This is a genomic window from Agrobacterium sp. YIC 4121, from assembly GCF_002008205.1.
GTDB classification, from domain to species: domain Bacteria; phylum Pseudomonadota; class Alphaproteobacteria; order Rhizobiales; family Rhizobiaceae; genus Agrobacterium; species Agrobacterium leguminum.
Window position 1 is genome coordinate 198,433 of sequence record NZ_MRDI01000006.1, and the last position, 14,713, is coordinate 213,145.

Below are 14,713 nucleotides of genomic sequence, written 5' to 3' on the forward strand. Positions count from 1 at the left end.
GCACACCAGCGCATGATGCTGCGTCGCGATTACCGGCGGTCGATCATTTTCGGAACGGCGGCTTTTGCCGCCGTTTTCCTGTTCATGGCGCTCGCGGTTGCAGCTCTCCTGTCTTTTGATGCCGGCGCGTCCGCTGCCGGCATCATGGATGCCTATACGCTGCGCATCCTGCGTTTCACGCTTTATCAGGCAACGCTTTCCACCCTTCTTTCCATTGTTCTCGGCCTGCCGGTGGCGCTGGCGCTCTGCCGTCGGCGCGCGTTTCCGGGAAGGATCTGGATCATCAGGCTGATGGCGGTGCCGATGGGTCTGCCGGTGATCGTTGGCGCCTTCGGTATCATCACCATCTGGGGCAGGCAGGGCGTTTTGAATTCGGCACTTGTTTTTGCCGGGGCGGATGAACCTTTCAGCATTTACGGCCTGTCCGGCATCCTCATTGCCCATGTGTTTTTCAATCTTCCGCTTTCGGTGCGGCTGATGCTGGCCGGGCTGGAGCGCATTCCGGGCGAATATTGGCGCATGGCGGCGAGCCTCGGCATGGGGCCGGTTTCGATTTTCCGTTTTATCGAATGGCCGGCGGTCGCGCGTCTCGTTCCCGGCATTGCGGGGCTTGTCTTCATGCTGTGCGCCACCAGCTTCACGCTCGTTCTTCTGTTGGGCGGCGGGCCCGCGGCAACGACGCTGGAGGTGGCAATCTATCAGGCGCTGCGGTTCGATTTCGATCCGCAGCGGGCAATTGCGCTTTCTGTTTTGCAGATTGCCCTCACCGCAATCCTGCTCGGCCTTCTTGCCTTTTTGCCGTCGCCCGAAGCGGAAATTCCCTCGCTTGGTCGTTCCCTTCGCCGTTTCGACGGAAAGGGCATCGGTGCCCGCCTCTGGGATGGCGCGGCAATCATGTTCGCTGTTCTGCTGATCGGCCTGCCGCTTGTCGCCATAGCAGTCTCGGGTTTGAGGGCCGATCTGCCGCGTCTTCTGTCCGCGCCGATTTTCCTGCGCGCGGCGGTGACCAGTCTTGCAATCGCCGCACTCTCCGCAGCCCTTGTCGTGCTTTGCTGCATGGCGATCATCGGCGCACGCCAGGCGATAGGCTCCAGACGGCAGGCAGGGCAACCCCTGCGCTTCCTCTCCGCCATGCTGGGGGAAGGGTCTTCGCTGGTGCTTTTGGTGCCGCCTGTCGTATTGGGAAGCGGGTGGTTCCTGTTATTGCGGGTTTTCGGCGATGTCAGCTTCTATGCGCCGGTCCTCGTGGCGCTCATCAATATGCTGATGGCTTTGCCGCTTGCCATGCGCGTGCTGGAGCCGGCCTGTACCAGTCATTTTTTGCGCACCGGCCGACTTTCCGCCAGTCTCGGGCTTCAGGGCCTGACGCGGCTGCGGTTCGCCGATCTTCCGGTTCTGTGGCGGCCGCTGGCCATGGCGTTTTCCTTCGCCATGGCCCTGTCTCTCGGCGATTTAGGCGCGGTTGCCCTGTTCGGGTCGGAAAGTTTCGTCACCCTGCCATGGCTGGTTTACAGCAATATGGGCAGCTATCGTACCAATGACGCCGCCGGTTATGCCTTCCTTCTCGGTATCATCTGCCTGCTGCTTGCCGCAGGCGGTGTCGCACGGCAATCCCAATCAGCAAGGGCGAGCATATGACAGGCGATGATTTTGCCGTTGAACTGGACAAGGTCAGGCTGCGGCTTGGAACACAGGATTTCGACCTCGATTGCACATTCCCGCAGAGCCGGATAATTGCCGTCGTCGGCGCGTCCGGTTCGGGCAAGTCGACGCTTCTCAACCTCGTCGCCGGTTTCGAGGCGCCGGATTCCGGCCGCGTGATGATCGGCGGGCAGGACATGACGGCGCTCGATCCTTCGGAAAGACCAGTCTCATCGATCTTTCAGGATAATAATCTGTTTGCGCATCTCGATATCTTCACCAATGTCGCTCTCGGTGTCAGCCCCGGGCTGAAATTGCGGGTGGAAGACCGGGAACGGATTGAGATGGCGCTTGCACGTGTCGGTCTGGCGGGTTTCGACAAACGTTTGCCGGGCACGCTTTCCGGCGGAGAAAGGCAGAGAGCGGCGCTGGCGCGTGCGCTGGTCAGGAAAAAACCGGTCATGCTGCTCGACGAGCCTTTTGCGGCACTCGATCCCGGACTGCGGGCGGGTATGACGTCGCTGCTTCTCGACTTGCATGGAGAAACAAAAAACACGGTGATTATTGTCACCCACCATCCCGAAGACATAAAGAAGCTGGCGCAGAAGGTGGTTTTTCTTGATCGCGGCCGGGTTGTCTATGTCGGCTCGACCGCAGATTTCTTCGCCACACAAAATGTGAAGGCGGTGGACAGTTTTCTGAACGGGTGATCGCCTTATTTTCGACGTGTGCCGCTGGCAATCGCTTTAGATGACTTCAATGGCGCTAATTTGCACTTGCCAGTTTCAAGTTGTTGCCCGAGAAAAGATGGGAATTATTGCGTTCTTCAGGAATAATCCGGACTTGATGGATCGTTTTTACCGTTTCGGCATTCATCGCCCGTTGGGGCGAATCTGTTATTCTGGTCTGCAATTAACGGATGATCAGGAACGTTAGGGGCAGGCATAGAGAATGAGAAATAGCATGACTGCACAGTGGAGGCTCTTCTCCCGTTCAGGCCTTCGCCGTTCGGGCAGGATGGCTGCAGCCTGTTCCGTGCTGACCGCTTCTGCGGTGTTCCTGTCGTCGTGCCAGTCTCTCTTCAGCCCGGCCTACCAGTCCACCCTGCGCCCGTCGGATAATCCGCAGACCGTGGAAGAGGTGCAGAAGAATGATCCCCGCGCCCAGATGGGCGCTCGCGAGCATCCCCGCATCGTGGCGAGTTATGGCGGTGAGTACCGCGACGCCAAGACGGAACGGCTTGTCGCGCGTATCGCCGGCGCTCTGACCGCCGTTTCGGAAAATCCGCAACAGTCTTACCGCATCACTATTCTCAACTCGCCGGCCATCAACGCCTTTGCGCTGCCGGGCGGATATCTTTACGTGACGCGCGGCCTTCTGGCGCTTGCCAACGATGCTTCGGAAGTGGCCGCCGTGCTTTCGCATGAGATGGGCCATGTCACCGCCAATCACGGCATCGAACGCCAGCGCCGCGAAGAGGCGGAGGTGATTGCCAGCCGCGTGGTTGCCGAAGTGCTGTCGAGCGATCTTGCCGGTAAGCAGGCGCTTGCGCGTGGCAAGCTGCGGCTTGCGGCCTTTTCGCGCCAGCAGGAATTGCAGGCGGATGTGATCGGCGTGCGGATGCTGGGCGAGGCCGGTTACGACCCCTTTGCCTCGCCACGTTTCTTGGATTCCATGGCGGCCTATGCGCGGTTCTCTTCGGCTGATCCCGAAAACGACCAGAGCCTCGACTTCCTTTCCAGCCACCCCAACACGCCGCAGCGCATCGAGCTTGCGCGCCGTCATGCCCGCGCCTTCGGCCAGGACGGCCAGGTCGGCGATCGTGGTCGCGACTGGTTTCTGGATGGCATAGATGGTCTGCTTTATGGCGATAGCCCGCAGGAAGGTTATGTCCGCGGCCAGACATTCCTGCACGGAACGCTCGGCATTCGTTTCGATGTGCCGGAAGGTTTCCTTATCGACAACAAGGTCGAGGCCGTTCTGGCGACGGGACCGGGCGATATGGCCATCCGTTTCGACGGCGTCGCCGATCCGAAACAGACGAGCCTTGCCAATTACCTGACCAGCGGCTGGGTTGCCGGCCTGTTGCCGGAAACCGTCAAGGAAACCCAGATCAATGGTCTGGAGGCCGCGACAGCCCGGGCAAGTGCGGATAAATGGGACTTCGACGTGACCGTCATTCGTGTCGGCCAGCAGATATTCCGTTTCCTGACCGCCGTGCCGAAGGGCAATACGCAGCTCGATTCCATCGCCAATACATTGCGCACCAGCTTCCGCAAGATGACGCCGCAGGAAATCGCCTCGCTGAAGCCGCTCAGGGTGCGGGTGGTGACGGTGAAGCCCGGTGAAACCGTGGCGACGATGGCAGCGCGGATGATGGGAACCGACCGGAAGCTCGACATGTTCCGCATGATCAATGCCATGAGCGCCACGGCCACCATTCAGCCGGGCCAGCGGGTGAAGATCATTTCGGAATAAACAAAAACCTCGGATCGCTCCGAGGTTCTGTGTTCAAGCCATCATCCGGCAATCATTGCCACTCACGTACGTCGACGAAATGACCGGCAATCGCCGCCGCCGCCGCCATGGCGGGGGAGACGAGGTGGGTGCGGCTCTTATAGCCCTGGCGGCCTTCGAAATTGCGGTTCGAGGTGGAGGCGCAGCGTTCGCCGGGTTTCAGGCGGTCGTCATTCATTGCAAGGCACATGGAGCAGCCTGGCTCGCGCCATTCGAAACCGGCTTCGAGGAAAATCTTGTCCAGGCCTTCCTTTTCCGCCTGTTCCTTCACGAGACCGGAGCCGGGCACGATCATGGCCGAAACGGTGGGAGCGACTTTACGGCCGTCAACGATCTTCGCCGCCGCGCGTAAATCCTCGATGCGGCCATTGGTGCACGAGCCGATGAAGACACGGTCGATGGCGATATCGGTGATGCGCGTGCCGGGCTTCAGGCCCATGTATTCAAGCGCACGCCACTTGGAAGCGCGCTTGTTTTCTTCCTCGATATCATCGGGATTGGGAACAATGCCTTCAACAGAGGTCACGTCTTCCGGAGACGAGCCCCAGGAGACGATGGGCGGCAGGTTGGCTGCATCCAGCACCACGACCTTGTCGTAATGGGCGCCTTCGTCGGATTTCAGCGTTTTCCAGTAGGCGATGGCCTGTTCCAGCGTTTCGCCCTTCGGCGAGCGCGGCTTGTCCTTGATGTAATCGAAGGTGGTTTCGTCAGGTGCGATAAGACCTGCACGGGCGCCGCCCTCGATGGTCATGTTGCAGACCGTCATGCGGCCTTCCATGGAGAGCGAACGGATCGCCTCGCCGGCAAATTCGATCACGTGGCCGGTGCCACCGGCCGTGCCGATCTCGCCGATAATGGCGAGGATGATATCCTTGGCGGTAACGCCATCGGGAATTTTGCCGTCGACACGCACCAGCATGTTCTTGGCTTTCTTCTGGATCAGCGTCTGGGTCGCCAGAACGTGCTCCACTTCCGAGGTGCCGATGCCATGCGCCAGTGCGCCAAAGGCGCCGTGGGTCGAGGTGTGACTGTCGCCGCACACGATTGTCATGCCCGGCAGGGTGAAGCCCTGTTCAGGGCCGACGATGTGAACGATGCCCTGGCGTTTGTCGCGCTCGGAATAATATTCGACGCCGAAATCCTTGGCGTTCTGCGCAAGCGCTTCCACCTGAATGCGGCTTTCCTCGTTCTTGATGCCTTCCAGCCGGTCGGCCGTGGTCGGAACGTTATGGTCGACAACGGCCAGCGTGCGGGCAGGCGAATGCACGGGACGACCGGCCATGCGCAGGCCTTCGAAGGCCTGCGGGCTCGTCACCTCATGGACGAGGTGACGGTCGATGTAGAGAAGACAGGTTCCGTCCGGGTCACGATTGACGACGTGGTCGTCCCAGATTTTGTCATACAGGGTGCGGGGTGCGCTCATGGCTCTATGCCTTGTCATGGAAAAGGGTAATCAGGGTTCAGAAAAGTGTGGACAGCGGTGCTGTCAGGCGAGCCTAAGTCGGCTGGTGAGCGCCCCGGAAACGCGCGCAAAGAACCGTGCCGGCAGACGCTTGTGGTCCTGCAGCACATAAACATTCTGCGCGAGACATCCGAATTTAGATCCCATGACAGCCTTCATAGCAGATCACCGGTTTTACGGCAATATCAATGCGCATAGCATGGAACGCGACGGTCCGGCATTTTCTATGTGCACTGCATCACGGCTGAAGGCCCGCAACGGGCCTGCCCTGCTGTGGTTCTCCAATGGACATGATGCAATGCAACTTGCGTATTTTGCGATGCACATATAGATGGGTTCCCTTATCATTTGCGTTTCGACGAGAAATCGAAGGGAGGGAAAGCATATGGTATCCGAAAAAGCCCTTATCTCGAAGATCACATGGCGGCTGATGCCGTTTCTTGGCCTTCTCTATCTCATCGCCTATATCGACCGCCAGAATGTCAGCTATGCCAAGCTGCAGATGGTCGACGCGTTGAGCCTCAGCGAATATGCCTATGGTCTTGGCGCTTCGCTGTTCTTCATCGGTTACTTCATCTTCGAAGTGCCGAGCAACCTGTTCCTCAACCGTTTCGGCGCCAGCAAATGGTTTGCCCGTATTCTGGTTTCCTGGGGCGCCGTCACCATCGCGCTTGCCTATACGCAGAACGCCACGATGTTTTACATCCTGCGCTTCCTGCTTGGGCTTTGCGAAGCGGGCTTCTTCCCCGGCGTATTGTTCCTCATGACGCTCTGGTTCCCGCGCGATTATCGCGGCCGCATGATCGGCCTGTTCATGATTTTCAGCGCGCTTGCCAATGCCATCGGCGCGCCGCTCGGCGGCATGCTGCTCGATCTGGATGGTTTCCTCGGTTATGCCGGATGGGAATGGGTGTTCCTCGCCACGGGTATCCCGGCGGTCATCGCCGGCATCGTCACCTTCTTTTATCTCGACGATACCCCGGAAAAGGCGAAGTTTCTGACGCAGGATGAGAAGGACTGGTTGAAGAACCGGCTGGCCGAAGAAAACAAGGGCATGGAAGAGCATGCGGAGGACGGCTTCAAGGCGCTGGTCAATCCGCGCGTTCTGTTCATGGCGCTCTGCTATGTCGGCTTTCCGCTGGCGGCCTATGGTCTCAGCTACTGGCTTCCAACCATCGTGAAGAGCTTCGGCGTTTCCAACACCGCCAATGGCTTCATCAACATCATCCCCTGGGTGATCGTGGCCGTCGCCCTGTTCGTTGTGCCCCTGGCCGCCGACAAGGCAAAGAACAAGACGCCCTATATCGTCGGTCCTGCCTTCATCGGCGCCTTTTGCCTGTTGATGTCGGCATTGCTGAGCGATCCGGTCTTGCAGTTCGCCTTCCTCTGCATCGCCGCTGCAGGCATCTTTGCCGGTCAGCCGGTGTTCTGGAGCCTGCCCGGCCGCTTCCTCAAGGGAGCAGGTGCGGCCGCCGGCATCGCCGCGATCAATTCCGTCGGCAATCTGGGTGGCTTCGTGGCGCAGAACGTGGTGCCCTGGATAAAGGATCAGACCGGCAGCACCATTGCGCCGATGTTCTTCCTTGCCTTCTGCCTGGCGCTTGCCGGGGTGCTGGTCATCATCGCAACGCGTAGAATGGGTACTCAGGTCAAGGCGGCTTGACTTTGGAAGATTGCGATAGCTGCCACGAGTGTCGGCGGTCGCATACATAAAAAATCGTGGCCCGGATGTTTCCGGGCCACGATCATTTTAAGCGGCAAATAATGAATTCTCTTTCAGAGAATTACGCCGTGAACCAGTCGCTACCGGTGAGGTGAACACCGGCGACAACGATCTTTTCGCCCTTGTGCTCGCCAGTGACGTTGTAGGTGAGGATGGTGTCGCTATCGTCGATCCTCACCGCCCAGTTGTCGATGGTCGTACCAACCAGTTTCAGCTTGTCCATAGAGGCGTTGAAGCCTTCGATGCTGTCGGTGGCGGAGCTCTTGGCCATGTCGCCGAGATTGAAGACGAAGGTATCGGCGCCACCGCTTGCCTTTATGTGATCTATGCCCTTGCCGCCGGTTACCAGCGAGGAGGCGAGGTTTACGCCGCTCAGGTCGATAGAATCGTTACCTGCGCCGGCGTCGATCTTGACGGAGGTGAAGCTGCCGTCGGTGACGCCAGCGCCACCGTTCACGACGGGGGTATTGGCGGCAACGCCGCCGTCGAACGCCGTGCCCGCCTTGACCACGATGGTGTCGTTGCCGGCGCCCGTGTCGATGTTGAAGGCGTTTACCCAAGCCTTGTCGTTCGATATGACAGAGACAGTGACCGTGTCGTTGCCTACACCGGTCGAGATGTTGCCACGCTTCGCATTGAGAACTTCCACGGTGGACGAACCGGTGCCGCCGAGATGAACGTCGACCTGAACGAAATCCTTGAAGGTAAGGTTCTCAGAAGTGTCGGACTGGGCGAGAGCGTTCTTTACCGAATTCCATGCCGACGACACGTCAAATTTGAAGCCGTTGGAGCTGGGGTCATAGCCAACATCGACCGTGCCGCCCGCGCCGGTGCCGGGAACCGATACCGCGCCGACATTGACGACGCCGGAGTCGAGCGAAGAACCGTTTTTGACCTGTGCTGTGGATTCGGTGAGGAGCTTGTAAGCTTCCTGATCGACCAGGTTGGTGAGCGAAGAAACCGAAGCAGCGCCACCATTACCAAAAGTTACTTTTAACGCCATTTTACACTCCATAAATTTTTGAGAAATCGATGAATTGAAATTAAATTTATAATAAATATTGCGGGTGATATTTAATACGTAAAAAATGATAATACAATATAAGAAATTGTTTTTTTGAATAAAGTGCGTCTTTAACGTGTTGCGGAAATTCCTTTCGTAAAATTATGGCACCGGAAACTGTTTACTCCTGTACGAAGGTCTTTTTGAGCCTGTCCTGGAACGGCTTCACAAAATAAGAAAGAACACTCCTTTCGCTGGTTTGTATGAACACTTCGGCCGGCATGCCGGGATATAATTTCCCGCCGGGCAGATGACCCATTCCGGCCTTGTCGGGTTTGATGCGCAGCGCGTAATAAGATGAGCCGGTTCGGGAATCTGTCTGCAGATCGGGGGCGACGACAGCAACTAGCGCGCTCAAATCCGGCGTCGTGCTTTGATTGAATGCCGTGAAGCGAATGGTTACCGGCTGCCCGACGTAAATCTGATCGATGTCTCGTGGAGTTATGTTGGCCTCGATGGCAAGCTCATCCTGCTCCGGCACCACCAGCATCAGCACTTCACCCGGTTGAATGACGCCGTTTATATTGTGCACCGAGAGCTGGTAGATGCGACCGGCAATCGGTGAGCGGATGTCGAGGCGATCCAGCTGGTCGCGCGTTGCCGCCAGCCGCTCTTCATATTCCGCGACGGTCGCTTCGATCGATGTCAGGTCTTTCGTGACTTCTGATTTGCGGTCTTCATCGAGCTGAAGCAATTGCAGGTCCAGTTCGCTCAGCTTGCCCACTGTCTGTGCCCGGGCGGCGATGTATTGGCCCTGCTGACCTTCGAGATTGGAAAGCTGGCGCTTGAGGAGATTGAGGCGCTGAAGTGTGACGAGCCCTTTTTTGAAGAGCTCGTCCGTCTTGGAAACATCTTCCTTTACAATGGCGAGCTCATTGTCCGTCGCCTCCACCTGCACCTCGAGGCCGCGTGCCTCGTCGGCGAGCTGGTCCTTGCGTGTTCCCAGCTGCTTTTTCATGCCGATCAAGGCGTTGCGACGGCTGTTGAAAAGGTTCTGTTCGCTGTCGATAAAGGTCTTGGCCGCCTTCGAACTCGTCAGTGCCGCCAGATCTTCCTCCACAGTGAAAGAAGGCGCCTCGGCAATTTCCGCACGCAGACGAGCCCGACGAGAATAAAGCTGCGCAAGCGTATTTTCGACGATGGAGAGGTTCGCCTGCACGACGGTGGCGCTCAGCCGCAACAGGACCTGACCGGCCTCGACCCTGTCACCTTCGGCAACATTGATCTCGCTGACGATGCCACCGGAAAGATGCTGGATTTTCTTGGAGTTGCCTTCAACGACAACCCGGCCGGTGGCCACCACCGCGCCGGCAAGCTTTGCAAAAGCCGCCCAGCCGCCCAATCCGACCAGTAGGCCAAGGGCGAGAACGACCACTGCGGTCGAGTGCCTGAGAATGGAGGCATTCGTCATGCCGGATTTTTCCGCCTCAACCATTTTCGCTCACCCGGTTTTCAATCTTGCGCGTTTCTTCCTCCTCAGGCACCTGGCGGATATTCTGCCGCAGGATTTGCGCGAGCACCTCTTCCTTGGTGCCAAAGCGCAGCATCCGGCCGTTATTCATCACCATCACCAGATTGACGCTTTCGATGGCGCTGGGGCGATGGGCAATGACGACGACAATGCCGCCACGCGCCCTGATGTCGCCAATGGCATTGCGCAGGGCCGCTTCGCCTTCGCTGTCCAGATTGGAGTTCGGCTCATCGAGAAGGACGAAGAAGGGTTCGCCAAACAGCGCGCGGGCAAGGCCGATGCGCTGTTTCTGACCGCCCGACAAGGCCTCGCCACGGTCGCCAATATAGGTATCGTAACCCTTGGGCAGGTTCAGGATCAGCTCATGCACCTGCGCGGCCTTGGCTGCGGCGACAACCGCTTCCGCTGTCGCATCGCGGTCGAAGCGTGCGATGTTCTGCGCCACGGTTCCGGGCATCAGCTCCACCTGCTGGGGCATGTAACCGATGGATTTGCCGAGAAACTCGAAATCCCACTGGTTGAGCGCGGCCCCATCGAAGCGGACGGAACCGCGTTCATAGGGCCAGATGCCGGTCATCAAGCGTGCCAGTGTGGATTTGCCCGAGGCGCTTGGGCCGATGATGCCGAGACCATCGCCGGCGTTCAGCGTGAAGGAAATATCGGCGACCGTATCGCGCGCGCCATTGGGTGGCCCACCGGTTACCCGATCAACGGCAACGGTATATTGCGGGCGGGGCAAGGAGAGCGGCGGCGAGGGTTCGGGCACCAGTTCCAGGAACTCGTTGACGCGTTTCCAGCCCTGTCTTGCGGTCATGAAGCTGCGCCAGTTTGCAATCGCATGTTCGACAGGGCCGAGCGCCTTTGCGGAGAGGATCGAGCCTGCGATGATGCTGCCCGCCGATGCATTGCCGTCGATGACGAGAACGGCGCCGATGGCCATGACGCCGGATTGCAGCAACAGGCGGAAGGTTCGCGACATGGCGCCGAGCATGCCGGCAGTATCGGATGTCGACAGGGTGATGGCGCGGTATCTGGAATGTAGCTCGTCCCACATGGATGTCACCGCCCCCATCATGCCCATGGTCTTGATGGATTCGATGTTGCGCTGGCTGCTGCCGACGAGGACGTTTCTCTGCCCTCGCGCGGTATAAGCCTGCTTTGTCGCCCGTTCTGTCAGCCAGTTCGTAAGGAGCGTCAGCACGATGAGAACTACGGCTCCGCCGAGCACAGCGAACCCGATCCACGGGTGCAGGGCAAAACAGATCAGCAGATAGATGGGCAGCCAGGGAATGTCGAAAAAGGCCGCCGGGCCCGGTCCCGACAGGAACTGGCGGATCTGATCGAGATCGCCGACGATCTGCAGCCCATCGATCTTTCCCGAGGCAAGGAGCGGCGCACTGATCGACGCCCTGAAAAGCTTCTGATTGAGCGCGTCGTCCATATTGTCCGAAATACGCGCCAATATACGGCCTCGCAGCCCGTCGAACCCCATAAGGAACGCGTAGAGAACGATCAGGAGAACGACCAGTGCCACAAGGGATGGAATGCTCTTGCTTGGCAAAATGCGGTCGTAAACTTCCAGCATGAAAAGCGAGCCGGAAAGATTAAGAATGTTCATCAACGCGCTGGCGAGACCAACGGCGAAAAAAGCGGACTTATTTTTTGTTAAAAAAGAATTAAATAAAAACATAACAACACCTGAAACAGCAAGAAAATCGCACAATAAATGCAATTAGGCAATGCTGTTCGAGGATGGGCTAAAACACTCGAGCAAGAAATCAGGCAGGCATTTGTCGCCGGTCGAAATTTGCCACATCTTTCCGCAAAGGAAATGATTGAAAGAGCTTCGGTATTCTCCGGCCAGCCAATGCTCGCCAAACGCGGCTTTCAAGCCGCATGCGTGCTTTGTTGCGTTATATCCGCGCAACAAAAAAGGCGGCCCGAAGACCGCCTTTTAATCAATCCATCGAAATGGAAATCTTATTCCGCTGTGGCTTCCGCAGCCTTTGCTGCTTCTTCCGCTGCCTTGGCTTCTGCGGCTTCGGCTGCTGCCTTCTCGGCGGCGAGAGCCTGTGCTGCTGCTACCTTTTCGGCTTCCAGACGTGCCTTCTCGTCGGCAAGTGCCTGACGCTCGGACTCGTTCAGCTTGCGGGCGCGCGTACCGGTGTTCTCAACGATACGGGCAGCCTTGCCGCGACGGTCGCGCAGGTAGTAGAGCTTCGCGCGGCGAACCTTACCGCGGCGAACGACTTCAACGCCTTCGACCAGCGGGGAGTAGATCGGGAATACGCGCTCGACGCCTTCGCCGTAGGAGATCTTGCGAACGGTGAAGCTCTCGGAAAGACCGCCGCCGGAACGGGCGATGCAAACGCCTTCGTAAGCCTGAACGCGGGTACGGTTACCTTCGGTAACGCGCACGTTGACGCGCAGGGTGTCGCCCGGAGAAAACTCGGGCAGGGTGCGCTTTGCTTCGATCTTGGCGGCCTGTTCGGCTTCCAGCTGCTGAATGATATTGGTCATGTTAACCTCTGATTTCTTCTGAAACAGCCAGAGCGCTCAACGGTTCGTCTGTCGGTCAATGCCTCCAGACCATGCCTTTCGGCAGGAGCGGGTTCGCCATTCTTTGCTTTCGGTTGGGATATTTCCCATTTCCACGCGGGCACATACACGAGGATGCGCCGTTTGTCATCCCTTTCATGACAATATTTTATCAATTACGCGCCGCGTTCCGGCAGTTGCGAAGCGGCGCGCTGGCGGATATGGCATGGGAACCTTGGGAGGGGCCATGTCCATATTCATTATTCTCATGCTGTTCGCCACCGGTTTTCTGTCGGGTGTCGTCAATGCGATTGCCGGTGGCGGCACCTTCCTGACCTTCGGGGCGATGACGCTGGCCGGTCTGCCACCCATCGTCGCCAACGCCACGTCAGCCATCGTGCAGTTTCCGGGCTACATCACCTCCGTGATCGCCTATGGGCCGGAAATCCGCGCCCATTGGCGCGAGGCGATCCTTTTGTCGGGCGTTTCAGTCGTCGGCGGGCTGGCCGGATCGCTGCTGCTTTTGTCGCTCGACAATCCTTCCTTCCGCCAGCTCGTGCCATGGCTGCTTCTTGCGGCCACCGCCGTTTTCGCTGCCGGCCCGTGGCTGCGGCCGAAGGCGAGCGCCGAACGTTCGCCCGGAAATCTGCCGAGCCTCGTCTTTCAGGGTCTCGCTTCCGTCTATGGCGGATTTTTCGGCGCTGGCATGGGCATCATGATGCTGGCCATCCTCGGAATAACCTCGGGCGGCAGCTATCATCATCTGAATGCGTTGAAGAACCTCTTGTCTGTCGTGATCGCCGTCATCGCAATCACGATCTTCGTCAGCGGTGGCGTCGTTTCCTGGTGGGCGGCGCTCATCATGTTCCCTGCGGCCGCACTTGGCGGCTATATGGGCGTGCATACGGCACGGCGGGTGCCGCAGTGGATCATTCGCTGGCTGGTGATCGCCGTCGGGCTGGTGCTGACCGCCTATTATTTTGTCTCGGCCTGAGCCTTTTCCAGAAGATCGGGGCGTCTTTCCTTCGTCAACGCCAGCGCCCGCTCGTGCCGCCATTTGTCGATGGCGGCGTGGTTGCCAGAGGTGAGAACGGCTGGGATGTCGCGGCCTTCCCAGACCTGCGGGCGGGTATAGTGCGGATGTTCCAGCAGTCCGCCCTCGAAGCTTTCATGCACGCCGGAAAGATCGTTGCCCATGACGCCCGGCAGGATGCGGACGATGGCATCAAGAAGCGTCAGCGCCGCCGGCTCACCACCGGAGAGGATGTAATCGCCGATCGACACTTCCTCCAGCCCGCGCGCCTCGATCACCCGCTGGTCGACGCCTTCGAAACGGCCGCAGACGATGATCGCGCCTTCTCCGGCTGCCAGTTCACGCACACGGTTTTGCGACAGGGGTTTGCCACGTGGGCTCATAAGGAGGCGGGGCCGTGTGTCGCCATCCGAAACATGGTCGATGGCCGCCGCGAGAACGTCGGGTTTTAGCACCATACCGGCGCCGCCGCCCGCCGGTGTGTCATCGACGCTTCTGTGTTTGTCGGTGGCGAATTCGCGGATCTGTACGGCGTCCAGCGACCATTGCCCCCGCTCGAGCGCCTTGCCTGCCAGAGAATATCCGAGATGCCCCGGAAACATTTCCGGGTAGAGCGTCAGAACGGTAGCCTTGAAGGTCATGACTTTATTTCTTGCCGAACGGCGATGCGCCGGTTTCGTCCTTGTCGTCAGGATTGTCGATCAGGCCGGCGGCCATCGGATCGATGAGAATACGACCGGCTTCGAGGTCGATTTCCAGCACGGCCGCTTCCGAAAAGGGAATGAGGGCGGGGCGACGGCCTGCACCTTTCAGCTCCAGCAGATCACCTGCGCCGAAATCATAGACGGCGCTGACGGCGCCATAACTTTTGCCATCGGCATCGACGGCTTCCAGCCCTTCGAGATCGGCATAATAAAATTCGTCATCGTCAAGCTCGTCGTCGGGCAGATTGTCACGCTCGATGAACAGTTCCAGCCCATTCAGGCTTTCCGCCGCATTGCGGTCGTTGATGCCCCTGAAACGAACGACGACGACGTTCTTGCCCTCGCGCACTTCCAGAATTTCGAAAACACGGCCATCGGCGGTAACAAGGTTGCCATAATCGCCGAGCGCCATCGGATCGGCCGTATAGGTGCTGACACGGACTTCGCCGCGCAGGCCCTGTGCGCCGCCGATCTTTGCCATGAGTACCGGGTTTTCCAGCTTTGCCATCGGGCCGTCCGTCTTCTGGTGTTGGTTGCGTCAGCTTTACGGTTTGTTGACGC

Annotated in this window: 12 protein-coding genes; 5 read left to right on the plus strand and 7 right to left on the minus strand. The window is 58.7% G+C overall.

Going from position 1 to position 14,713, the window contains the following annotated elements:
- The first annotated feature begins 12 nt into the window (after window positions 1-12).
- From thiP to BTE54_RS10100, 3 genes are all read left to right on the plus strand, one after another.
- Window positions 13-1,638 (plus strand): thiamine/thiamine pyrophosphate ABC transporter permease ThiP, encoded by a 1,626-nt coding sequence (thiP, locus tag BTE54_RS10085; RefSeq protein ID WP_078052338.1) that lies wholly within the window; start codon window positions 13-15, stop codon window positions 1,636-1,638.
- On the plus strand, window positions 1,635-2,351 hold the full coding sequence (locus tag BTE54_RS10090; protein ID WP_078052339.1) for an ATP-binding cassette domain-containing protein: 717 nt from the start codon (window positions 1,635-1,637) through the stop codon (window positions 2,349-2,351). The genes thiP and BTE54_RS10090 overlap by 4 nt, the downstream gene beginning before the upstream one ends.
- Window positions 2,352-2,658: 307 nt before the next feature.
- On the plus strand, window positions 2,659-4,119 hold the full coding sequence (locus tag BTE54_RS10100; protein WP_161987793.1) for a M48 family metalloprotease: 1,461 nt from the start codon (window positions 2,659-2,661) through the stop codon (window positions 4,117-4,119).
- A 52-nt stretch (window positions 4,120-4,171) separates the two neighbouring features.
- Here BTE54_RS10100 and leuC read toward each other — a convergent pair whose 3' ends face one another.
- A complete protein-coding gene (gene leuC / locus BTE54_RS10105; protein ID WP_078052341.1) occupies window positions 4,172-5,581 on the minus strand; it encodes a 3-isopropylmalate dehydratase large subunit in 1,410 nt (469 codons plus the stop codon).
- Between the two features lie 424 nt (window positions 5,582-6,005).
- Here leuC and BTE54_RS10115 point away from each other — a divergent pair, with 424 nt between their 5' ends.
- Entirely contained in the window at window positions 6,006-7,283 is a 1,278-nt protein-coding gene (locus BTE54_RS10115) for an MFS transporter (protein ID WP_078052343.1), read from the plus strand.
- Window positions 7,284-7,404: 121 nt separating this feature from the next.
- Here the strand turns inward: BTE54_RS10115 and BTE54_RS10120 are convergent, their stop codons facing one another.
- The 4 genes from BTE54_RS10120 to rplS form a co-directional block, all read right to left on the minus strand.
- The gene (locus BTE54_RS10120) at window positions 7,405-8,346 is read right to left on the minus strand and encodes a rhizobiocin (protein ID WP_078052344.1); all 942 of its coding nucleotides are present in this window, start codon (window positions 8,344-8,346) and stop codon (window positions 7,405-7,407) included.
- 181 nt (window positions 8,347-8,527) lie between these two features.
- On the minus strand, window positions 8,528-9,841 hold the full coding sequence (locus BTE54_RS10125) for an HlyD family type I secretion periplasmic adaptor subunit (protein ID WP_078052345.1): 1,314 nt from the start codon (window positions 9,839-9,841) through the stop codon (window positions 8,528-8,530).
- A complete protein-coding gene (locus tag BTE54_RS10130; protein WP_078052346.1) occupies window positions 9,834-11,567 on the minus strand; it encodes a type I secretion system permease/ATPase in 1,734 nt (577 codons plus the stop codon). The genes BTE54_RS10125 and BTE54_RS10130 overlap by 8 nt, the downstream gene beginning before the upstream one ends.
- Window positions 11,568-11,857: 290 nt before the next feature.
- On the minus strand, window positions 11,858-12,397 hold the full coding sequence (gene rplS / locus BTE54_RS10135; protein WP_059759847.1) for a 50S ribosomal protein L19: 540 nt from the start codon (window positions 12,395-12,397) through the stop codon (window positions 11,858-11,860).
- A 265-nt stretch (window positions 12,398-12,662) separates the two neighbouring features.
- Between rplS and BTE54_RS10140 the strand changes: the two genes are divergently transcribed.
- Window positions 12,663-13,409, plus strand: coding sequence for a sulfite exporter TauE/SafE family protein (locus tag BTE54_RS10140; RefSeq protein WP_078052347.1), 747 nt, complete (start codon window positions 12,663-12,665; stop codon window positions 13,407-13,409).
- On the opposite strand, the gene trmD is transcribed toward BTE54_RS10140, so the two are convergent.
- Window positions 13,391-14,089 (minus strand): tRNA (guanosine(37)-N1)-methyltransferase TrmD, encoded by a 699-nt coding sequence (trmD, locus tag BTE54_RS10145; RefSeq protein WP_078052348.1) that lies wholly within the window; start codon window positions 14,087-14,089, stop codon window positions 13,391-13,393. The two genes, BTE54_RS10140 and trmD, sit on opposite strands and share 19 nt — an antisense overlap.
- 4 nt (window positions 14,090-14,093) lie before the next feature.
- Complete coding sequence (rimM, locus tag BTE54_RS10150) at window positions 14,094-14,660, minus strand: ribosome maturation factor RimM (protein WP_065656916.1); 567 nt, start codon at window positions 14,658-14,660, stop codon at window positions 14,094-14,096.
- Window positions 14,661-14,713 lie beyond the last annotated feature (53 nt).

Coding starts and splice junctions, on each gene's coding strand:
- BTE54_RS10090 (WP_078052339.1), top strand. CDS start 1,635: ATGACAGGCGATGATTTTGCCGTTGAACTGGACAAGGTCAGGCTGCGG.
- BTE54_RS10125 (WP_078052345.1), bottom strand. CDS start 9,841: ATGGTTGAGGCGGAAAAATCCGGCATGACGAATGCCTCCATTCTCAGG.
- BTE54_RS10120 (WP_078052344.1), bottom strand. CDS start 8,346: ATGGCGTTAAAAGTAACTTTTGGTAATGGTGGCGCTGCTTCGGTTTCT.
- rimM (WP_065656916.1), bottom strand. CDS start 14,660: ATGGCAAAGCTGGAAAACCCGGTACTCATGGCAAAGATCGGCGGCGCA.
- BTE54_RS10140 (WP_078052347.1), top strand. CDS start 12,663: ATGTCCATATTCATTATTCTCATGCTGTTCGCCACCGGTTTTCTGTCG.
- BTE54_RS10115 (WP_078052343.1), top strand. CDS start 6,006: ATGGTATCCGAAAAAGCCCTTATCTCGAAGATCACATGGCGGCTGATG.
- thiP (WP_078052338.1), top strand. CDS start 13: ATGATGCTGCGTCGCGATTACCGGCGGTCGATCATTTTCGGAACGGCG.
- BTE54_RS10130 (WP_078052346.1), bottom strand. CDS start 11,567: ATGTTTTTATTTAATTCTTTTTTAACAAAAAATAAGTCCGCTTTTTTC.
- leuC (WP_078052341.1), bottom strand. CDS start 5,581: ATGAGCGCACCCCGCACCCTGTATGACAAAATCTGGGACGACCACGTC.
- BTE54_RS10100 (WP_161987793.1), top strand. CDS start 2,659: ATGGCTGCAGCCTGTTCCGTGCTGACCGCTTCTGCGGTGTTCCTGTCG.
- rplS (WP_059759847.1), bottom strand. CDS start 12,397: ATGACCAATATCATTCAGCAGCTGGAAGCCGAACAGGCCGCCAAGATC.
- trmD (WP_078052348.1), bottom strand. CDS start 14,089: ATGACCTTCAAGGCTACCGTTCTGACGCTCTACCCGGAAATGTTTCCG.